Here is a 20,779-nt window from a genome sequence, read left to right as displayed (position 1 = left end):
GAAGTACTGTACTGCTGCCATTCCCCTTGGCGCTGCTTTTCGCTACCCTTCAGACTTTGATCGGTACTGATAAGCTCGTACGCCGCGTTCCAGCCTCCATTTTCGGCATCACAAGCCCCGATCCAGCGTTGCCACCCCTCGCTCTCGCCACTCTGGAGCACGTCGCAACCTTCGGCCGGGTTTTCTGAATTCGCATCCGCAGGCTCGTCCCGGTAAAAAAGCCATAAAAGTATCGACCGCTCATCGCTTTAGGAATGCTGCATGTCCACCCCCACAGTTCGCGAACAATTCCTTGTCATCAGTGCCCTCGGCGCCAACCCCATGGAGCTGACTAACGTCCTGTGCCGTGCCAGCCATGAAAACCGCTGCGCCGTGGTCACCTCTCGTCTGACGCGCCATGGCGAATGCAGTGCGCTGATCCTCGAGATCTCCGGCAGTTGGGACGCCTTGGCGCGCCTCGAAGGCAGCCTGCCAGTGCTGGCCAAACGGCACGCCTTCACCGTCAACGTGGTCCGCAGCGCGGCCCTGGAGAATCGTCCCCAGGCCTTGCCGTACGTCGCCTATGTCAGCTCGGCCTATCGCTCGGACATCATCAACGAGCTGTGCCAGTTCTTCATGGACCACAACGTCGAGCTGGAAAACCTGACCTGCGACACCTATCAGGCTCCGCAAACCGGCGGCACCATGCTCAATGCCACGTTTACCGTGACCTTGCCGGCCGGTGTGCAGATCAGCTGGCTGCGCGATCAGTTCCTGGATTTCGCCGATGCGCTGAACCTGGATGCCCTGATCGAGCCGTGGCGCCCACAAAACCCAATGTAAGGAAACTTTCATGGCCGTTGCCATCGACCAACCGGTTGCCGACTTCGAAGCCCCCGCCACCAGCGGGCAATCCGTCAGCCTCGCGGGCCTCAAAGGCAAGCAAGTGGTGATTTACTTCTATCCAAAGGACAGCACGCCGGGCTGCACCACCCAGGGTCAGGGTTTTCGTGATCAGCTTGACGCCTTTAAGGCCGCCAATACCGAAGTCTTCGGCGTGTCTCGCGACAGCCTGAAATCCCATGAAAACTTCAAGGCCAAGCAGGCGTTCACCTTCGAGCTGATCAGTGACAAGGAAGAAGCGCTGTGCCAGCTGTTCGACGTGATCAAACTGAAAAAGCTCTATGGCAAGGAATACATGGGCGTTGATCGCAGCACGTTCCTGATCGACAAGAACGGCGTGCTGCGTCAGGAATGGCGCGGCGTGAAGGTGCCGGGGCATGTGGATGCGGTTTTGGTTGCTGCTCAGGCGCTGAACAAGGCCTGATTATTTGGGTGTCTGTTCAGACGCCTTCGCGGGCAAGTCGGATCGCCGCACCGCTCGCTCCTACAGGATTTGCGGAATCTATGTGGGACCGAGCCTGCTCGGGATGAGGCCATTAGCCTCACTGAAAAATTCAGCCTGACAATTAAAGCAGTGGTGCCACAATCGGCTCCTTGCGCGGCCAGGCATCCAGCACGGCCTTGAACAGCGTCGCCAGGGGGATCGCAAAGAACACGCCCCAGAAGCCCCACAACCCGCCAAACAACAGCACCGCGCAAATGATTGCCACCGGGTGCAGGTTGACCGCTTCCGAGAACAGCAGCGGCACCAACACATTGCCGTCCAGCGTCTGGATGATCCCGTAGACCGCCATCAAATAGATGAACTGATCGCTCCAGCCCCATTGGAACAGTGCGATCAGCAGCACCGGCACGGTCACCACCACCGCCCCGACGTATGGCACCACCACCGACACACCCACCAGCAACGCCAGCAGCGCCGAATAGTTGAGCCCCAGCGCCACGAATGCGATGTAAGTCACGCCACCGCAAATGAAGATTTCGATGACCTTGCCGCGAATGTAATTGGCAATCTGCCGGTTCATTTCCTGGGCGACCCGGGTGATCAGCGCCCGTTCTCGCGGCAGATAGCCGCGCACCCACTGGCCGATCATCTCCCGGTCCTTGAGAAAGAAGAACACCAGGATCGGCACCAGCACCAGATAGATCATGATGTTCACCAGCAGCGGCAGACTCGACAGCGAGAATGTCAGCGCCCACTGGCCGAACTTGCCGATCTCGCCCCGTGCCACTTCGATCGCCTGCAGCACTTGCTCATCCGACACCAGGTGCGGATAGCGCTCGGGCAGCAGCAACAGCAGCGACTGCCACTTGGCGAGCATGCCGGGCAATTCGTTGAACAGCGTGATCAGTTGATGCCAGAGCAGGGGCACCACGATGATGATAAAGACCAGCAGCAACCCCATGAATAATGCGAAAACCAGCCCCACCGCCGCGCCACCCGGCACGCGCAGGCGCTCGAGGGTCACCACCAGCCCCTGCATCAGATACGCCAGCACCATACCGGCCAGTACGGGCGCAAGCATTCCACCCAGGGTGAGCACCGCGGTAAATGCCAGAAACAGCAGTACTGCCAGCACCACAGCTTCTTCATCCGAGAAGTAGCGCTGAATCCAGTCGCGTAACACTTTGAACATCAATAATCCTTAGAAACGAACGCAGCGGATTTCAGGCTTTTTTCAACCAATAGCGGTAAACGCCCGCCTCATCTTCCTCACGAAGCAGCGTATGACCAGCCAATCGGGCAAAGGTGCGAAAGTCGCGCTGAGAGCCCGCATCGGTGGCGATCACCTTGAGTACCGCACCGCTGGCCAGCCGGTTGAGTTCCAGTTTGGCCTTGAGCAACGGCAGTGGACAATTCAGACCGCTGGCGTCCAGCTCGGCATCGTGGGTTACAGCGTCAGTCATCGAATCACTCCGGGGCAGGGGTTGAGAGCTTAGAATATCTGGTCCCAAGCGTAGTGTCCGGCTACAGTAAGGTCTTTGTCGACTAAGGCTTTGTGCATGACTTTTTTGCGCCCTACCCTGCTGACGCTCGCTTGCCTGCTCGCCTCACCGGGCTTCGCTGACGACTTGCCGTCACTCGGTGATGCCAGTTCTGCCATCGTCTCGCCGCAACAGGAACACCAACTGGGCCGTGCGTGGCTGGCGCTGTTGCGCAGCCAGGTGTCGCAGCTCAACGATCCGCAGCTCAAGGATTACGTCGAGTCCAGCGTCTATCGGCTGGTGGAAACCAGCCAGGTCAATGACCGACGCCTTGAGTTCATCCTGATCAACAGTCCGCAGCTCAACGCTTTTGCCGCGCCGGGCGGGATCGTCGGCGTCAACGGTGGCTTGTTCCTCAATGCCCAGACCGAGGGCGAATATGCCTCGGTACTGGCCCACGAACTGGCTCACTTGTCGCAGCGTCACTTCGCACGTGGAGTTGAAGCGTCGCAACGCATGCAGGTGCCCATGATGGCTGCGTTGCTGGCTGGCATCGTGATTGCCGCAGCAGGTGCCGGCGATGCCGGGATTGCGGCCATTGCTGGTACTCAAGCAGCGGCGATTCAGGAACAACGACGCTTCTCGCGCCAGAACGAACAGGAAGCCGACCGTATCGGCATCATGAATCTGGAAAAGGCCGGTTACGATCCGCGTTCGATGCCGACCATGTTCGAACGGCTGATGCGTCAGTACCGCTTCGACGCCAAGCCACCGGAATTCCTGCTGACTCACCCGGTGACCGAATCGCGGATCGCCGACACCCGCAACCGCGCCGAACAGGCCAAGCCGGGCGGTATCGAAGACAGCATGCGTTACCAGTTGATTCGGGCGCGCGTGCAGCTGATCTATGAAGAAACCCCAGGCCTGGGCGCCAAGCGCTTTCGGGCCCAACTGGATGAAAACCCGAAAAACGACGTCGCGCGCTATGGCTTGGCGATCGCCCAGATCAAGGGTGGCCAGCTGAATGAGGCTCGCGAGAACCTTAAGCTGCTGCTGGCCAAATCGCCGAACGAGATCATCTACAACCTGGCGCAGGTCGATCTGGACATCACCAATAATCGTCTGCCCGACGCTCAATCACGGGTCGACCGGATGCTCACTCAATACCCCGGCAACTACCCGCTGAATCAGGTGCGTGTCGACCTGCTGCTCAAGCAGAATCGAGCGGCCGATGCGGAAAAAGCGCTGGAGAACCTGCTCAAGAGCCGACCTGATGATCCAGACGTCTGGTACATGGTGGCCGAGACTCGTGGCCTGTCGGGCAACATCATCGGCTTGCATCAGGCTCGCGCGGAGTACTTTGCGCTGGTCGGCGACTATCGTCAGGCGATCCAGCAACTGGACTTCGCCAAGCGCAAGGCTGGCAGCAACTTCCCGCTGTCATCGCGCATCGACGCACGGCAACGCGAGTTGATGGAGCAGGAACGCATGGTCAAGGACATGATGGGCTGACCGCTTCAGAAAAAAAGCTCAGAAACAAAAAATCCAGGTACAAAAAAACCGCCTCTTTCGAGGCGGTTTTTTATTCAGCCGATAACCGGTTTATTCAGCCAGTTTGAAGGTAATGAAGCTGGCGCGACCTTGACGCAGAACCCGCATCGACACCGAGCGGTTCTTCGGCAGCGCCTTGGCAATGTCCGTGAACTCCTTGGAGGAGCCGATCGCCTGATTGTTCAGGTGAGTGATCACATCGCCAGGCTGCAAGCCGATCAGGGCAGCAGGACCGTCCTGCACTTCCTTGATGACCACGCCACCTTTAAGGTCGTAGGCTTTCTTCTGCTCATCGGTCAATTCGGCAACAGAAACACCCAGGCGATTGCTGCTGCGCTCGGTGCTGGATTTAGGCAGGGCGTCCAGCTCCTTGCCTTCTTCAGGGATAGCGCCAACGGTCAGCTCGACATTCTTGCGTTTGCCTTCGCGGATCACTTCAAGATCGGCTTTCGAGCCGGCTTTCAGCGCACCCACCAAGTGTGGCAGGTCAGCGGACATGACGATCGGTTGACCGTTCATGCTCAAGATCACGTCGCCCACTTGCAGGCCACCCTTGGCCGCAGGACCGTCATCCTGGATCTGAGCCACCAGCGCACCGGCCGGTTTCTCGAGACCGAACGACTCGGCCAGGTCTTTGCTCACTTCCTGGATCACGACACCCAGCCAGCCACGGCTGACTTTACCGCCGCTTTTCAGCTGATTGGAAACGTCCATCGCCACATCGATAGGGATTGCGAACGACACCCCCATGAAGCCGCCGGAGCGGGTGTAGATCTGTGAGTTGATGCCGACCACTTCACCCGCCAGGTTGAACAGCGGACCACCGGAGTTACCCGGGTTGATCGCCACGTCGGTCTGGATGAACGGCACATAGTTTTCGTTCGGCAGGCTACGGCCGATGGCACTGACGATGCCTTGAGTCACAGTGTGATCAAAGCCGAACGGCGAGCCGATGGCCACGACCCACTGACCAGGTTTCAGATCCCGCGATTTGCCGAGTTTCAGAACCGGCAGATCCTTGCCTTCGATTTTCAGCAAGGCGACGTCGGAACGCTGATCGGTACCGATCAGTTTGGCTTTCAACTCACTGCGATCGGCGAGGCGCACGAGGATCTCGTCGGCATCGGCGATCACATGGTTGTTGGTCAGAATGTAGCCGTCGGACGAAATGATAAAGCCCGAGCCCAGGGATTGGGCTTCACGCTGACGATCGCCGCGGGGGGAGCGCGGCGGCTGCGGCATGCCCCGCTCAAAGAACTCGCGCAGCATCGGCGGCAAGCCTTCAAGGTCGGGAATTTGCTCACTGGACACCTTACGGTCCGGCAACTTCTGGGTAGTACTGATGTTAACCACCGCGGGCGAGGCTTGCTCGACCAACTGCGTGAAGTCAGGCAACTCGACCGCTTGCGCAGCGACCGCCTGACCGAGCACCAGCACGGTGGCAAAAATGGAGAGATAAGACTTCAAGCGTGGTATCGACATACGGCTCCCGTTACGACGAGCATGGTTAAGCGATATGGAGCAAGGAACACCGGAAACGATACGCCGGTATTTTTGTTCCGGGAACAACAAACAAGGCCAGAGCCGAGGGGCTCTGACCTATAAAAAATTTTCGGGATATTTGCAAATGAAAATGCTCGGCAAAACATTTCGAGGCATCAACGGCGGGACAGCCATTGCTGACCTCCCACACCATCGAGACCTTGATTGGTGAGCATGGCAGATCAGCTCACTGCTTGCTGGTAGCCGCGGCATCGTTGCGCATGGAAAGCGCAATCCGTTCGGCGGTGCCAATCGGTATTTCACCGACCACAGTCACCATCATCTCGCCTTGTGGAGTAGTCAATCGCCGGGAGACAGCAACGGTTGGCCCCAACTGGGTGCGCGTGTCAGTAACTGTTGCGCCATTCAACGGCTCAAGGAACACCGAGAATCGGGCGAGACCGTCGTCGAACATCAGACTGTTGACCTGGGCTTTGGTCTCCGGGTCCTTGTGCGAGGTACTGCTGGTCAGCTCAAAACCTGGTGGTAGCCAGTCCGAACGCCAAACCTGCGCGGTTTTGACGGCGGAAGCCTTGTCACTGTCGAGGATAATGGGTTTGCAATCAGAACCGGCCTGCAAATCGCTATCGGAAGGCATCTGGGCAGTGTCCAGTCGGGTGAACTGGAACCGCTCGAGCAGTTGCCCTTTGTCATTGAGCAACAATGACTTCAACGGCAAACCGGTTTCCTTGTCCAGATGCAGCTCAAAACCGTAGCGATGCTGATCGCGAGGCTTCAACGACACGATCACCGCCGAACGCCCGGCCACACGCGACTTGCCAATGACGGCAAGGTCATACCAATTCTTTAGCTTTTGTGGATCGAGTGCACGAGCAGTGGAGTTGGGTGAGTCCCCCAGCCCTGCTATCAGGGTGCCGCTCACGCATTGAGTATGCCCATCAATGCGCACGACTTCCTGTGCCGAGCCGTCGAGCTGGAGTAAACGCTCGCGGACCTTGCCATCCTGGACGCGATGCCAGATGTTATGGGTAGAGAAACTACCGTTACGCTCGTAGACGAAAGTACCGTGAAAGCTCTGCGTTTGCTCCGCCTGTCCCAGACGCTTCAGCCAGTCCTGGGCTTCATCGGCGTGGGCTGGAACAACAAACCAGCCACTGAGCAGAAGCGTAAGTAGAGGTATGGCGCGCATGATCCTCCTTAACGGTTTTCCAGGCTTGCTGCACGAGCGTAAGGCAGAGCGCTCTCAGTACCTTTCAGTGCAGCCTGTTGAGCATGTTGGCGCAAGTAGCCTGGCAGACGCTGATCGTGCCAGCCTGGTTGACCTTGCAATACGCCGTTGGCCATAGGGCCAGTGGCTTCCGAACTCTCATTGTAGCCTGCCAATACAGCGGGGCCCTTGACCTGAGGAGCGGTCAGACCCGGTTGACTGGATTGCTGGGCCAGTTCGACGCCGGCGATCTCGTCCTGATTGTACAGACGAACACCCGCAAGCACGGCAACGGTCACCGAAGCAGCGACTGCCAGACGACCCAGGCTGCGCCATGGACCGCGAGAGGCTTTTGCCGGTACGGCCTCGTCAGCTAGCGCAGCAGAGACTGCCGCAGCGATATCCAGACGAGGAAGCAACAAATCTTTGTGCATAACTGCCCGAGCGATCTGGTAACGAGCCCAAGTATCGCGGGTTTCAACATCGTCGAAGGCATTCAACACCCGACGCAATTCCAATTCGTCCGCTTCGTTATCCATCACTGCGGACAGCGATTCCTGCAGGGCTTCACGACTCATGGCGTTCCTCTCTTGGCTGTCGCCGCTGTCTCAGTTTTCCTGCAACAACGGCTGCAGGGCTTTATCGATGGCTTCCCGAGCGCGGAAAATCCGGGAGCGCACGGTACCCACCGGACACTGCATGACGCTGGCAATGTCCTCGTAACTCAGACCATCGAATTCACGTAAAGTTAAAGCCGTACGCAAATCTTCTGGCAGTTGCTGAATGGTTCGATGGACGGTGCCTTCGATCTCATCCCGCAGCAATGCGCGTTCTGGCGACTCGAGATCCTTGAGGCCATGATCGCCATCGTAGAACTCTGCATCCTCGGAACTGACATCGCTATCCGGCGGCCGACGGCCGCGTGAAACCAGATAGTTTTTCGCCGTGTTGATGGCGATGCGGTAAAGCCACGTATAAAACGCGCTGTCTCCGCGAAAATTACCAAGTGCACGGTATGCCTTGATAAAGGCTTCCTGTGCGACATCCTGGGCTTCATGGGTGTCGTGCACGAAACGCACGATCAACCCGAGAATTTTGTGCTGGTATTTCAGCACTAGCAGATCGAAAGCTCGCTTGTCGCCGCGTTGAACGCGCTCGACCAGCTGCTGATCCTCTTCCTGGGTTAGCATGAACACTCCTCGATAAGCTCGAAGGAGGCTTGCATTACTGAACGACCAGACTTGCAAACATAGACTCGGGCTTTTCGCAAAAGTTCTCCCCCTCCAAGCAAGTTTCCTGCGGGCTCTGATTTGGCACGCACGAAAAGCGCAGCGCGGGATAACCCGGCTGCGCGAATAATCTTGTCATCGGATTCATCAGCAAGGACCCAATCGCAAGTCCCGCACCGAAGCCGACGCTGTCCCTTGTTTCAGGCAACCGTCTATTGATCTTGGGCCTTTGGCAAAAGTTCCATATTTATAGCTGCCCGAAACCGACATTGTGCAACCGTGAAGAGAAAAAGACTGTTAAATCCACGATACAGTCGTTTTGTCGCCGAAGCAGTCCAAAAAACTTCCGACGAAGCGTCCAGGCTTTTTCGTCACAGTAGTTTCACAATGCCATGCTGGGCCGGCTATTGTGCCGCTCCCCCCCTCTATATACTAGGGGGCTGTGTGGCTGTCTTGACTCGCCGATCCAGCTGTCTTGCGCCAACCCCGTCCCGGGTCGCTTTGAGCGGAATCCTGAAATGAGCCAACAGTTTCAACACGATGTTCTGGTAATTGGCAGCGGTGCTGCCGGCTTGAGCCTTGCGCTGACCTTGCCCGGTCATTTGCGCATCGCCGTATTGAGCAAAGGCGACCTCGCCAACGGCTCAACCTTCTGGGCCCAGGGCGGTGTCGCTGCCGTTCTGGATGACACCGACACTGTCGAATCCCACGTCGATGACACCCTCAACGCCGGTGGTGGCCTGTGCCATGAAGACGCCGTGCGCTTTACCGTCGAGCACAGCAGAGAGGCGATTCAATGGCTGATCGACCAAGGCGTGCCCTTTACCCGCGATGAACAGTCAGGCACCGAAGACGGTGGTTTCGAGTTTCATCTGACCCGCGAAGGCGGTCACAGCCATCGGCGCATCATCCACGCTGCCGATGCGACGGGCGCGGCGATCTTCAGAACCCTGCTCGATCAGGCCAAACAGCGTCCCAACATCGAACTGCTGGAGCAGCGAGTCGCGGTCGACCTGATCACCGAAAAGCGCCTCGGCCTTGAAGGCGACCGCTGCCTCGGCGCCTATGTGCTCAACCGCAGCACCGGTGAAGTCGACACCTACGGCGCGCGTTTCGTGATCCTTGCATCGGGCGGCGCCGCGAAGGTCTACCTCTATACCAGTAACCCCGACGGGGCCTGCGGTGATGGCATTGCCATGGCCTGGCGTTCGGGCTGTCGGGTGGCGAACCTGGAGTTCAACCAGTTCCATCCCACCTGCCTTTATCACCCGCAAGCCAAGAGTTTCCTGATCACCGAAGCCCTGCGTGGCGAAGGCGGGCATCTGAAACTGCCCAATGGCGAACGCTTCATGCAGCGCTTCGACCCGCGGGCGGAACTGGCACCACGGGACATCGTCGCCCGCGCCATCGACCATGAGATGAAGCGCCTGGGTATCGACTGCGTCTACCTGGACATCAGCCACAAACCCGAAGACTTCATCAAGGCGCACTTCCCGACGGTTTATGAACGCTGCCTGAAATTCTCCATCGACATCACCAAACAGCCGATCCCAGTGGTGCCGGCGGCGCACTACACCTGCGGCGGCGTGATGGTCGATCAGCGGGGCCGCACCGACGTGCCGGGCCTGTATGCAATTGGTGAAACCAGCTTCACCGGCCTGCATGGCGCCAACCGCATGGCGAGCAACTCGCTGCTGGAATGTTTCGTTTACGCCCGTTCGGCGGCGGCGGACATTCTTGAGCAGTTGCCAGACGTGTCGATTCCGACCGCCCTGCCCGTTTGGGATGCGAGCCAGGTCACCGATTCCGACGAAGACGTGATCATTGCGCACAACTGGGACGAACTGCGGCGATTCATGTGGGACTATGTCGGCATCGTGCGCACCAACAAGCGCCTGCAACGGGCTCAGCACCGGGTGCGTCTGTTGCTGGACGAAATCGATGAGTTCTACAGCAACTACAAGGTCAGCCGGGACTTGATCGAGCTGCGTAACCTGGCGCAGGTGGCCGAGCTGATGATTCAGTCAGCCATGGAGCGCAAGGAAAGTCGCGGCCTGCATTACACCCTCGACTACCCGAATTTGCTGCCGGTCGCCCTGGACACTATTCTGGTGCCGCCCACCTACGCCGACTGAACTTGAGCCGAACCCGCAGGCGTCGGTGTAAATCCGCCGCCTGCGAATCCCGCGGTACGCATATCGCCCTGATCCGTCGCTCACCGCGCAGACGAAAACGCACTACCACAATCAATGGCAACGCCAGACTGTCCGGCCGCAGTTGCACGGGCTGCCAACCCACCGCCTGATTCCACAACTGCCAACCATCGGCATCGCGACGCAAGCCGCGAAACGCCTGCGGGTGTGTTAGCAGAATCTGTCGCGGCAATGCCCAGACGCCATGAGCCAGACAGCAAAAAGCGCCGAGCAGACTGGCCCAGGGCGGTATAGAGAGAAGAAGCAGCGAACCCAGCGCGAACAGCTGGGCCAGAAGATAGGCCGCCAGCAACTGCCGTGAGGCATGCCAGCGACATTCGAACGCGTTACTTGGGCTGGACACGATCCAGGATCATGCGAACCATGCGCTGAAGCTCCGGATCTTCGGATTCGTTGCGCTCCATGAACCAGCCGAACATGTCCTGATCCTCACACGTCAGCAGACGGACGTATAAATCGCGATCCACCTGGTTGAGGTGCGGATAAACCTCTTTCACAAACGGCACCAGCAACACGTCAAGCTCAAGCATGCCGCGACGACTGTGCCAGTAGAGGCGATTCAGTTCAACTTGTTCGACCATGGAGCGCTCCTCAAATAGGCGGCAAGTATACAGCCCCGAGACGAGTCGAACAGTCGGCTTTGGTCGCCCTCCACGAACCTTTGTGAACTACCCATTTCAAGGGCGCCCCCTTATGATGTCCTTCGGACTCTTTACCCTGCGATGACCCATGGCCGATTCTGCTTTTTTCTGCACCCTGTCTCACGAAGGCGTTCTCGCGGTACGCGGCGCGGATGCCAGCAAATTCCTGCAAGGCCAATTGACTTGCAATCTCAATTACCTGAGTGATACCCAGGCCAGCCTTGGCGCGCGCTGCACGCAGAAAGGCCGGATGCAGTCGAGCTTCCGCATTCTGCTCGAAGGCGACGGTGTGCTCATGGCGATGGCCAGCGAACTGCTGGAGCCGCAACTGGCGGACCTGAAAAAGTACGCAGTGTTCTCCAAATCGAAACTGACCGACGAAAGTGCCGGCTGGGTTCGTTTTGGCCTTGAGCATGGCGATGCAGCACTGGTCAGCCTGGGCCTGGCGCTACCGGCAGACACCGACAGCGTCGTTCGTAATGACGGCCTGATCGCCCTTCGCGTCTCGCCTGACCGCGCTGAACTCTGGGTTCGCGCCGATCAAGCCGACACCCTCAAAGGCAAGCTGTCCGCCCTGTTGGCCGAAGGCGATCTGAATCAATGGCTGCTGGGCCAGATCCGCGCCGGGATCGGTCAGGTCATGCCAAGCACCCGCGAGCTGTTCATCCCGCAGATGCTCAATCTGCAAGCCGTCGGTGGCGTGAGCTTCAAGAAAGGCTGCTACACCGGCCAGGAAATCGTCGCGCGAATGCAGTACCTGGGCAAACTCAAGCGCCGGTTGTATCGCCTGCAACTGGAGGCTGGCGAATTACCGGAGCCTGGTACCCAATTGTTCTCCCCGACCCACGGCAGCTCAATCGGTGAAGTGGTGCTAGCCGCCCGCGCCGAGCAAAACATTGAACTCCTTGCCGTGCTGCAAGCCGAAGCTGCAGAAGATGGCAACCTGCACCTTGGCACACTCGAAGGTCCGGGCCTGCATCTGCTCGACCTGCCTTATCAACTGGATCGCGATCGCGAAATCCAGCGTTAATAGCAGCACTTGTCGCAATACCCTAGAGAAAAGAAATGAGCGAGCTGGCGGATAAGGTCCAACAGGATTTGGTTGAGGCCATCGATAACGATGACCTGGTTCTGCCAACGTTACCGGAAGTGGCCCTGCAGATTCGCAAGGCCGCCGAAGACCCGGAAATCAGTGTCAGCACACTGAGCAAAGTGATTGGCCGCGATACCGCGCTGTCGGCGCGCCTGATCAAAGTGGTCAATAGCCCGTTGCTGCGCGCGACCCAGGAAGTGACTGATTTGCACACGGCCATCACCCGGCTGGGTGTCAATTACAGCAGCAACCTGGCCATCGGCCTGGTGATGGAACAGATCTTCAACGCCCGTTCCGAAGTGGTGGAACAGAAAATGCGCGAGGTCTGGCGCAAAAGCCTGGAAATCGCTGGCGTCAGTTACGCGTTGTGCCGCAGCTATACGCAGCTCAAGCCTGATCAGGCGGCGCTCGGCGGGCTCGTGCATCAGATTGGTGTACTGCCGATCCTGACCTACGCCGAAGATCACTATGAATTGCTGTCTGACCCGGTCAGCCTCAACCATGTGATCGACCGGATTCATCCACTGCTCGGCGATAAATTGCTCAGGGTCTGGGAGTTTCCGGAAATGCTGGTGCAATTGCCGGGACTGTATCTGGATCTCAAGCGGCAATCGGAGCGGGTCGACTATGTCGATCTGGTGCAAGTGGCCAGCCTGTACTGCCACAAGGACACCGATCATCCACTGGCCCGAATCGACCCCTTCAGTGTGCCGGCCTTCAAGAAGCTGGGAATCGATCCGGAGAACGAGGCGATGTGCAAGGATCTGGAAGAGTCGCGGTCGATGTTTTACTGATTTCTGTGGCGAGGGAGCTTGCTCCCTCGCCACAGGTGTGGTGTTCACTCTCCTGCAATAAAACTCACCCGTACCTTCAGCCCCGCCTGCTCGCCATCGTGCAGGCTGATCTGCGCCAGGTGGGCGCGGCAGATCTCGCCGACGATGGCCAACCCCAACCCCGATCCAGCCACCTGTTCGTTACGCCGATAAAAACGCTCGAACACCCGATCCCGCTCTTCAAGGGGAATTCCCGGGCCATCGTCCTCGACCTCCAGCACCGCGGGTGCCATGACCCGCAAGATCACATTGCCGCCCGGTGGCGTGTGGGCCAGCGCGTTGTCCACCAGATTGCTCAACAGTTCGTTCAATAGCGTTGGCTCACCACGCAGCCACACCGGTTCGTCAGCTTCCAGCGCCAGTGCCACGCCACGTGCATGGGCCAGCGGCGCCATAGCCATGCCCAGCTCACGGGCCAACTGACTGAGGTCGAGCAACTGCGCACCGCCCTCGGCGATTGCCCGGGCACCATTCTCGACCCGTGCCAGCGAGAGCAATTGATTGGCCAGGTGGGTCAGGCGATCTGTGCCTTGGGCGGCGGTTTCCAGTGTGCTGCGCCAGGTTTCGGGGTCGTTCGACCGCATACCCAGTTCGAGCCGTGCCTTGAGCGCCGCCAACGGAGTACGTAATTCATGGGCGGCATCGGCGATGAACTGCGCCTGACGCTCGAACTGCCCGCGCAAACGCTCGGTAAAGTGATTGAGCGCACGCACCAGCGGCCCCAACTCGTGCTGCACTTCCACCAACGGCAAGGGCCGCAAGTCATCGGGCTGACGCTCTTCCACCGCCGTGCGCAAGCGCTCCAGCGGACGCAGCGCCGCACTGACCGCAAACCACACCATCAGCAATGCACCGATCGCCAACATGCCCAGACGCAACAACGTGTCGGCCATCAGGCTGCGAGCCATGCGTACCCGCGCCTCATCGGTTTCCGCCACGCGGATTTCCGCCATGCCGTTCATGTTTGGCTCGCTGACCGCTTTGAGCAGGCTGACCACTCGCACGTTCTGCCCTTGATAAGTGGCGTTATAGAAACGCGCCAGCGCCGGGTAGTCATCGGTGCGCGGCGTTCCCGGCGGCGGTGGCGGCAGGTTTTCGTAGCCCGAGATCAGCTTCTGATTGATGTCATTGACCAGGTAAAAAATCCGCCCGGCGCTGTCGTAGGCGAATGTATCGAGGGCGACGTAAGGCACGTTGGCGCTGAGACTGCCATCGCGCTGGGACAGGCCCGCGGCGATGGTCCGCGCCGAGGCCAGCAAGGTCCGGTCATACGCGGTGTCAGCGGCTTCGCGGCCGTTCCAGTACGCGCTCAATCCACTGGCGAGCATCAACACCACCAACAGCAGCGCGAGGTTCCACAGCAGCCGCCAGCGCAGGCTGCTGGCCTTATGCATCGCGGCTTTCCAGCAGGTAGCCAAGGCCGCGGAAGGTCACGATGGCTACCGGCTGGCCGTCGAGTTTCTTGCGCAAGCGGTGGACGTAGATTTCGATGGCATCGGGACTGGCCTCCTCGTCCAGACCGAACACCTGGGCGGCCAGTTGCTCCTTGCTCATCACCCGACCGGGACGGGCGATCAGGGCTTCAAGCACCGCCTGCTCGCGGGAGGTCAGGGTCAGCAATTCTTCGCCAAGGGTGAAGCGCCGGGTGTCCAGGTCATAGGCCAGCACGCCACAACGCTGCTGGCGTTCACCGCCGAGCACACTGCGGCGCAGCAAGGCTTTGACCCGGGCCTCGAGCTCTGTCAGCTCGAAGGGTTTGGCCAGGTAATCGTCAGCCCCAAGGTTCAGGCCATGAACCCGATCCTTGACGTCGCTGCGGGCGGTCAGCATCAGCACTGGCAGGTTTTTGCCCCGGGCCCGCAGGCGGGCCAGTACTTCGAAGCCATCCATGCGCGGCAGGCCGACATCAAGGATCGCCACGGCGTATTCCTCGCTGCTCAAGGCCAGGTCGGCCGCCACACCGTCGTGCAACACATCCACGGTCAGCCCGGTGCTCTTGAGCGCCTGAGCGACACTTTCGGCAAGCTGCAGATGGTCTTCAACGAGCAGAACACGCATGGATCTTTACCTCATTCAGGGATGGTCAACGCGATTCTTTGGCGCGGAGTTTACAGCCGCATCCGTCGCTGTGAAGCCCGAAAACCGTGAAAGTCAGCTGAAAGGTTAGCGAAAGGTTGGCCGGTTAGAGTCCAGCCACGGACAGTTTCGACTGCCGTTGCCAGTGCCCATAGCAGTACGAGAAACGCCTCGAAGCGTTTTCGCCAATAAGAACAATAAACGGAGTACGTCACCATGCTGTCCATGCAGCTTCAGGCTCACCCGCCTGCTCGTTTTTCCCGTCTCAGCCACACCGCCCTTATCAGTGCCGCCGCCCTCGCCGGCTTTTCGCCGTTGAGCCAGGCTGCCTTCTTCGAAGACAGTACGGCAACCTTCGAAACCCGCAACATGTATTTCAACCGCGACTTTCGCGACGGTACCAGCGCCCAGCAATCCAAGCGGGACGAATGGGCTCAGGGGTTCATGCTCAATCTGCAATCGGGTTACACCGACGGCACCGTGGGGTTCGGTGTCGATGCACTGGGCATGCTCGGGGTAAAACTCGATTCAAGTCCGGACCGCACCGGCACCGGCCTGTTGCCGACCCATGACGACGGTCGCGCGGCGGATGAATATTCCAAGCTCGGCCTGACCGGCAAAGTGAAAATCTCCGCCACGGAACTGAAAATCGGCAGCCTGATTCCGGAACTGCCGATCCTCAAAGCCAACGACGGGCGCATTCTGCCGCAAACCTTTGAAGGCGGCCTGCTGACTTCCAAAGAGATCAAGAACCTGACCTTCACCGGCGGGCGTCTGGAGAAAGCCAAGGACCGCGACAGTACCGACTTCGAGGACATCGCCCTCAACAACAAGAACAGCCGCTTCGCCGGCACCGTGGCCGGCAAGCATTTTGACTTTGGCGGCGTGGACTACAAGCTCGCCGACAAGATCACCGGCAGCTACCACTTCGCCCAACTCGATGAAGTCTACAACCAGCACTTCCTCGGCGTTGTCGCGTCGCAACCGTTCGGCCCCGGCACGTTCGGCACCGATCTGCGATTGGCCATCAGTGACGACGAAGGCGCAGCACGGGGCGGCAAGATCGACAACAAATCCCTGAACGGACTGGTGAGCTATGCCTTGAGCGGGCATAAATTCAGCGCCGGTTATCAGCACATGTCGGGGGACAGTGCCTTCCCCTACGTCGATGGCAGCGATCCGTACCTGGTCAACTTCGTGCAGATCAATGACTTTGCCGGTGCCGAAGAACGTTCCTGGCAGGCACGTTACGACTATGACTTCGCCAAACTCGGCATTCCGGGCCTGAGCTTCATGAGCCGTTACCTGAGCGGTGACAACATCAAGCTCAAGAACGGCGACGAAGGCAAAGAGTGGGAACGCAACACCGAGATCAAATACGTCGTACAAAGCGGCACCCTGAAAGACGTCGCCGTACGCCTGCGCAATGCCACCTACCGTTCCAACTACTCCGCTCGCGATGCCGATGAAGTGCGTCTGCTGGTGAGCTATAGCGTTGCCCTTTGGTAAACATCACGTCCAATAACAATAATGCCCGTGGAGACTCAAATGAACTTATCACTGCGTAAAGTTGCTCTAGCCGCCAGCTGTGTGCTGTTTGCCAGCCAATTGATGGCCGAACCCAAGCGCCCGGAATGCATCGCCCCGGCCTCGCCAGGCGGCGGTTTCGACCTGACCTGTAAACTGGCGCAAAGCGCGCTGGTGAACGAAAAACTGTTGACCAAACCGATGCGCGTGACCTACATGCCCGGCGGTGTCGGCGCGGTGGCGTACAACGCGGTGGTCGCTCAACGCCCGGCCGATGCCGGCACGCTGGTGGCGTGGTCCAGCGGTTCGCTGCTGAACCTGGCGCAAGGCAAGTTCGGTCGTTTCGATGAAAGTGCAGTGCGCTGGTTGGCCGCCGTTGGCACCAGCTATGGCGCCATCGCGGTAAAAAGCGATTCGCCTTACAAGACCCTGGACGATCTGGTCAAAGCCCTGAAGAAAGATCCAAGCTCCGTGGTGATCGGTTCCGGCGGCACCGTCGGCAGCCAGGACTGGATGCAGACCGCATTGATCGCCAAGGCGGCCGGGATCAATCCCCGTGACCTGCGTTACGTCGCCCTCGAAGGCGGTGGTGAAATCGCCACTGCCCTACTCGGCGGCCACATCCAGGTCGGCAGCACCGACATCTCCGACTCCATGCCACACATTCAGAGTGGCGACATGCGTCTGCTGGCGGTGTTCTCCGAGAAGCGTCTGGACGAGCCGGAAATGAAAGACATTCCAACCGCTAAAGAGCAAGGCTACGACATCGTCTGGCCGGTGGTGCGCGGTTTCTACCTCGGGCCAAAAGTCAGCGACGAAGACTACGCCTGGTGGAAAGACGCCTTCGACAAACTGCTGGCCTCCGAGGACTTCGCCAAGCTGCGCGATCAGCGTGAACTGTTCCCGTTCGCCATGACCGGCCCGGAACTCGACACCTACGTGAAGAAGCAGGTCGCGGACTACAAAGTGCTGGCCAAAGAGTTCGGCCTGATCCAGTGATCGCCTCTGTCTAGCGGCTACGGCCCCGGTTCTCGGGGGTCGTGGCCCAGGAGTTCCTCATGCTTATACAACGCATTTTCGCTTCGGTGCTGTTGCTGGCCTGTGTCGGCCTGGCGCTGATGGCGTGGCCGTATCAGGCGGCTTTTTCCTACGAACCGGTCGGGCCTCGGGCCTTCCCTCTGCTGATGCTCGGCCTGATGGGCCTGGCATTGCTGTACATGGTGTTTCGGCCGACGCCGATCGTGCACAGTGACGATGACCCGAAACTGGACCGCGAAACCCTGACCAAAATCGGCATTTGCGTGCTGCTGTTGCTGGTGTTCGCCGGGACCTTCGAGCCCCTTGGTTTCATCGTCGCCAGCATTCTGATCGGTGTCCCGATGGCACGCCTGTATGGCGGCCGCTGGCTGCCCAGCGCGGTGATCATCAGCCTGATGGCGATCGGTCTTTATCTGCTGTTCGACAAGTTGATGGACGTGCCACTTCCGCTGGGCGTGCTCGACGTTCTGGAGAACTGATATGGATACTCTTGGCTATTTGGGTCAGGGCTTTGGCGTTGCGCTGAGCCCGTACAACCTGGTGACCGCGCTGTGCGGCACCCTGATCGGCACCGTCGTCGGACTGTTGCCGGGTCTGGGCCCGATCAACGGCGTGGCGTTGCTGATTCCGATCGCATTCGCCCTCGGCCTGCCACCGGAGTCGGCGCTGATCCTGCTGGCGGCGGTGTACCTGGGTTGCGAATACGGCGGCCGGATCAGCTCGATCCTGCTGAACATTCCAGGCGAAGCCTCCACCGTAATGACCACCCTCGACGGTTACCCGATGGCCCGCAAAGGCTTGGCCGGTGTAGCGCTGTCGCTGTCGGCGTGGAGTTCGTTCATCGGTGCATTCATCGCGACGTGCGGCATGGTGCTGTTCGCCCCGCTGCTGGCGAAATGGGCGATTGCCTTCGGACCGGCGGAGTATTTCGTACTGATGGTGTTTGCGATTGTCTGTCTCGGCGGCATGGCCGGTGATCGACCGCTCAAGACCTTCATTGCGGCGCTGATCGGTCTGTTTCTGTCGAGCGTCGGGATCGACGCCAACAGCGGCGTATACCGTTTCACCGGGGATAACATTCACCTGACCGACGGCATTCAGTTCGTTGTGCTGGTATTGGGCCTGTTCTCCATCAGCGAAATCCTCCTGCTGCTGGAAAAAACCCACCGCGGCCAGGAAGCGGTGAAGGCCACCGGGCGCATGATGTTCAACTTCAAGGAAGCCTCGGCGGTGTTCCTGGTAAACATCCGTTGCGGCTTGCTGGGCTTCATCATGGGCGTGTTGCCGGGTGCCGGCGCGACATTGGCCAGCGCTGTGGCCTATATGACCGAGAAACGTATTGCCGGCGCCAAGGGCACGTTCGGACAAGGCGACATGCGTGGCCTCGCGGCTCCGGAAACCGCCATCGGTGGCGCCGCCTGCGGTGCACTGGTGCCGATGCTGACCCTCGGTGTTCCGGGTTCGGGTACCACGGCGGTGATGATCGGCGCGCTGTCGCTGTACAACATCACGCCGGGCCCGCTGTTGTTCCAGCAGCAACCGGACATCGTCTGGGGCCTGATCGCGTCGTTGTTCGTCGCCAACGTGATGCTGGTGATTCTCAACATTCCGATGATCCGCATCTTTACCCGCATCCTCGCCGTGCCTAACTGGGCGCTGGTGCCGGTGATCGCGATCATCACCGGGATCGGCGTCTACGCGGTGCATGCCACCACGTTCGACCTGTTCCTGATGATCGGCATCGGAATCTTCGGTTACATCCTGCGCAAGCTGGATTTCCCGTTGTCGCCGGTACTGCTGGGTTTCATCCTTGGCGGTCTGATGGAGCAAAACCTGCGTCGCGCGCTGTCGATCTCCAATGGCGCACTGGAAATTCTCTGGTCGAGCCCGATCACGTTCGGTTGCTGGGTGCTCACTGCAATCATGTTGCTGATGCCGCTGCTGCGCATCTGGCGCAAACGTTCAGTCGCCCGGCGCACTCTCGCCGATGTCTGATAGGCCCCCCTTCAAAAGCTGGTGGGGAACACCGCTGGTCGGTCTGCTGGGCGGTTACCTCGCCAGCCAGATCGGCTGGCCACTTCCGTGGATGGTCGGCTCGTTGCTGGCGATCATCCTCGTGCGCTGCCTGACTCCCTGGCAACTGGCGGAAATCCCTGGCGGCCGCAAGTGCGGCCAGTGGGTTGTCGGCATCGGTATCGGCCTGCACTTCACCCCGTTGGTGATGGAGCAGGTGCTGAGCCACTTCGGTTTGATCTTTTTCGGTGCATTAGTCACCAGCCTGTCCGCCGTGGTGGGGGTCTGGTTAATGCGGCGCACCGGGGAAGATCGCGCCACCGCGTTCTTTTCCAGCATGCCCGGCGGCTCCGGGGAGATGGTCAACCTCGGCGCCCGCAACGGCGCGGTGCTCAGCCGTGTCGCGGCGGGGCAAAGTTTGCGGGTGTTGGTGGTGGTGCTGTGTGTGCCAGCGGCGTTCAAGTATCTTTTGGGCGACGGTGCGCCGGCCTTGCATCCAACAACCGTCGACTGGTGGTGGCTGGCCATTCTGTTCCCGGCGGGCGCCCTTGCCGCCTGGATCTGGGAACGGCTGCGACAACCCAACCCCTGGTTGTTCGGGCCGCTGCTGGTAAGTGCGACGGTGAGCATTGCTTGGGACCTGCACATCGGACTGCCCAACGGCGGCAGTCAGATTGGCCAGTGGCTGATTGGCAGCGGGTTGGGGTGTCACTTCAATCGGCAGTTCTTCCGGCGGGCACCGTCGTTCATGGGCCGAACCCTGCTGGGCACGGTGTTGACCATGTTGATCGCCACTTTGGCGGCATTGGGGTTGAGTGCGCTGACTCATCTGGATCTGCGTTCGCTGACGCTGGGCATGATGCCCGGCGGAATCGCCGAGATGAGCCTGACGGCGGAGACCCTGCAATTGTCGGTGCCGCTGGTAACGGCAATGCAGGTGATGCGGTTGTTGTTTGTGTTGTTTCTGGCGGAACCGTTGTTTCGGTATTGGAACCGGGAGCCGGATTCTCCCTGATAGACCGAGTCGCCTGCTTCGCGGGCAAGCCT

General features: G+C 59.5%; 21 protein-coding genes. 11 read left to right on the top strand and 10 right to left on the bottom strand.

The features are described 5' to 3' along the window. Positions 1 to 261: 261 nt before the first annotated feature. Both PSH97_RS06595 and PSH97_RS06590 read left to right on the top strand, forming a co-directional pair. Positions 262 to 822: a glycine cleavage system protein R gene (locus tag PSH97_RS06595; RefSeq protein WP_253551533.1), complete on the top strand. Its 561-nt coding sequence runs from the start codon at positions 262 to 264 to the stop codon at positions 820 to 822. A 10-nt stretch (positions 823 to 832) separates the two neighbouring features. Then, positions 833 to 1,306: a peroxiredoxin gene (locus tag PSH97_RS06590; protein ID WP_305448564.1), complete on the top strand. Its 474-nt coding sequence runs from the start codon at positions 833 to 835 to the stop codon at positions 1,304 to 1,306. 142 nt (positions 1,307 to 1,448) lie between these two features. Here PSH97_RS06590 and PSH97_RS06585 read toward each other — a convergent pair whose 3' ends face one another. Together PSH97_RS06585 and PSH97_RS06580 are read right to left on the bottom strand one after the other, a co-directional pair. After that, positions 1,449 to 2,519: an AI-2E family transporter gene (locus tag PSH97_RS06585; RefSeq protein WP_305448563.1), complete on the bottom strand. Its 1,071-nt coding sequence runs from the start codon at positions 2,517 to 2,519 to the stop codon at positions 1,449 to 1,451. A 31-nt stretch (positions 2,520 to 2,550) separates the two neighbouring features. Beyond that, entirely contained in the window at positions 2,551 to 2,790 is a 240-nt protein-coding gene (locus PSH97_RS06580) for a sulfurtransferase TusA family protein (protein ID WP_007898654.1), read from the bottom strand. Between the two features lie 96 nt (positions 2,791 to 2,886). On the opposite strand from PSH97_RS06580, the gene PSH97_RS06575 reads away from it, so the two are divergent. Beyond that, entirely contained in the window at positions 2,887 to 4,320 is a 1,434-nt protein-coding gene (locus tag PSH97_RS06575) for a M48 family metalloprotease (RefSeq protein WP_048394060.1), read from the top strand. A gap of 90 nt (positions 4,321 to 4,410) precedes the next feature. Here the strand turns inward: PSH97_RS06575 and PSH97_RS06570 are convergent, their stop codons facing one another. From PSH97_RS06570 to rpoE, 4 genes are all read right to left on the bottom strand, one after another. Beyond that, positions 4,411 to 5,841 (bottom strand): DegQ family serine endoprotease, encoded by a 1,431-nt coding sequence (locus PSH97_RS06570; RefSeq protein ID WP_305448562.1) that lies wholly within the window; start codon positions 5,839 to 5,841, stop codon positions 4,411 to 4,413. 247 nt (positions 5,842 to 6,088) lie between these two features. Then, positions 6,089 to 7,051 carry a MucB/RseB C-terminal domain-containing protein gene (locus PSH97_RS06565; RefSeq protein ID WP_305448561.1) on the bottom strand — a complete coding sequence of 321 codons (963 nt, stop codon included), beginning with the start codon at positions 7,049 to 7,051 and terminating at the stop codon, positions 6,089 to 6,091. An 8-nt stretch (positions 7,052 to 7,059) separates the two neighbouring features. Continuing rightward, entirely contained in the window at positions 7,060 to 7,647 is a 588-nt protein-coding gene (locus tag PSH97_RS06560) for a sigma-E factor negative regulatory protein (RefSeq protein WP_007898648.1), read from the bottom strand. Between the two features lie 30 nt (positions 7,648 to 7,677). After that, entirely contained in the window at positions 7,678 to 8,259 is a 582-nt protein-coding gene (rpoE, locus tag PSH97_RS06555) for an RNA polymerase sigma factor RpoE (protein ID WP_003172477.1), read from the bottom strand. Between the two features lie 557 nt (positions 8,260 to 8,816). On the opposite strand from rpoE, the gene nadB reads away from it, so the two are divergent. After that, positions 8,817 to 10,433, top strand: a complete 1,617-nt coding sequence (gene nadB / locus PSH97_RS06550; protein WP_305448560.1) for an L-aspartate oxidase — start codon at positions 8,817 to 8,819, stop codon at positions 10,431 to 10,433. Here nadB and PSH97_RS06545 read toward each other — a convergent pair. Further along, positions 10,402 to 10,854, bottom strand: coding sequence for a protein YgfX (locus PSH97_RS06545; RefSeq protein WP_305448559.1), 453 nt, complete (start codon positions 10,852 to 10,854; stop codon positions 10,402 to 10,404). The two genes, nadB and PSH97_RS06545, sit on opposite strands and share 32 nt — an antisense overlap. Beyond that, positions 10,838 to 11,092, bottom strand: coding sequence for an FAD assembly factor SdhE (locus PSH97_RS06540; RefSeq protein ID WP_030132661.1), 255 nt, complete (start codon positions 11,090 to 11,092; stop codon positions 10,838 to 10,840). The genes PSH97_RS06545 and PSH97_RS06540 overlap by 17 nt, the downstream gene beginning before the upstream one ends. Positions 11,093 to 11,240: 148 nt before the next feature. Here PSH97_RS06540 and ygfZ point away from each other — a divergent pair, with 148 nt between their 5' ends. Continuing rightward, positions 11,241 to 12,182: a CAF17-like 4Fe-4S cluster assembly/insertion protein YgfZ gene (gene ygfZ, locus PSH97_RS06535; protein WP_305448558.1), complete on the top strand. Its 942-nt coding sequence runs from the start codon at positions 11,241 to 11,243 to the stop codon at positions 12,180 to 12,182. Between the two features lie 35 nt (positions 12,183 to 12,217). After that, the gene (locus tag PSH97_RS06530) at positions 12,218 to 13,039 is read left to right on the top strand and encodes an HDOD domain-containing protein (RefSeq protein ID WP_305448557.1); all 822 of its coding nucleotides are present in this window, start codon (positions 12,218 to 12,220) and stop codon (positions 13,037 to 13,039) included. Positions 13,040 to 13,083: 44 nt separating this feature from the next. Here the strand turns inward: PSH97_RS06530 and PSH97_RS06525 are convergent, their stop codons facing one another. Continuing rightward, positions 13,084 to 14,472, bottom strand: a complete 1,389-nt coding sequence (locus PSH97_RS06525; RefSeq protein WP_305448556.1) for a sensor histidine kinase — start codon at positions 14,470 to 14,472, stop codon at positions 13,084 to 13,086. Further along, positions 14,465 to 15,136: a response regulator gene (locus tag PSH97_RS06520; protein ID WP_007898613.1), complete on the bottom strand. Its 672-nt coding sequence runs from the start codon at positions 15,134 to 15,136 to the stop codon at positions 14,465 to 14,467. The genes PSH97_RS06525 and PSH97_RS06520 overlap by 8 nt, the downstream gene beginning before the upstream one ends. 234 nt (positions 15,137 to 15,370) lie before the next feature. Between PSH97_RS06520 and PSH97_RS06515 the strand changes: the two genes are divergently transcribed. The 5 genes from PSH97_RS06515 to PSH97_RS06495 are packed head-to-tail and all read left to right on the top strand — an operon-like array spanning position 15,371 to position 20,747. Further along, a complete protein-coding gene (locus PSH97_RS06515) occupies positions 15,371 to 16,663 on the top strand; it encodes an OprD family porin (RefSeq protein ID WP_305448555.1) in 1,293 nt (430 codons plus the stop codon). A gap of 39 nt (positions 16,664 to 16,702) precedes the next feature. Beyond that, the gene (locus tag PSH97_RS06510) at positions 16,703 to 17,680 is read left to right on the top strand and encodes a Bug family tripartite tricarboxylate transporter substrate binding protein (protein WP_305448554.1); all 978 of its coding nucleotides are present in this window, start codon (positions 16,703 to 16,705) and stop codon (positions 17,678 to 17,680) included. 59 nt (positions 17,681 to 17,739) lie between these two features. Continuing rightward, positions 17,740 to 18,198, top strand: a complete 459-nt coding sequence (locus tag PSH97_RS06505) for a tripartite tricarboxylate transporter TctB family protein (protein ID WP_305448553.1) — start codon at positions 17,740 to 17,742, stop codon at positions 18,196 to 18,198. 1 nt (position 18,199) lies between these two features. Next, entirely contained in the window at positions 18,200 to 19,714 is a 1,515-nt protein-coding gene (locus PSH97_RS06500) for a tripartite tricarboxylate transporter permease (protein WP_305448552.1), read from the top strand. Further along, positions 19,707 to 20,747 (top strand): AbrB family transcriptional regulator, encoded by a 1,041-nt coding sequence (locus PSH97_RS06495; RefSeq protein WP_305448551.1) that lies wholly within the window; start codon positions 19,707 to 19,709, stop codon positions 20,745 to 20,747. Before PSH97_RS06500 ends, PSH97_RS06495 begins: the two co-directional genes overlap by 8 nt. The last annotated feature ends 32 nt before the right edge of the window (positions 20,748 to 20,779 follow it).

The organism is Pseudomonas cucumis, from assembly GCF_030687935.1.
Taxonomy (GTDB): Bacteria; Pseudomonadota; Gammaproteobacteria; order Pseudomonadales; family Pseudomonadaceae; genus Aquipseudomonas; species Aquipseudomonas cucumis.
Note: the sequence above shows the minus strand (reverse complement) of the source record. Positions and strands in the feature narration are given on the sequence as shown.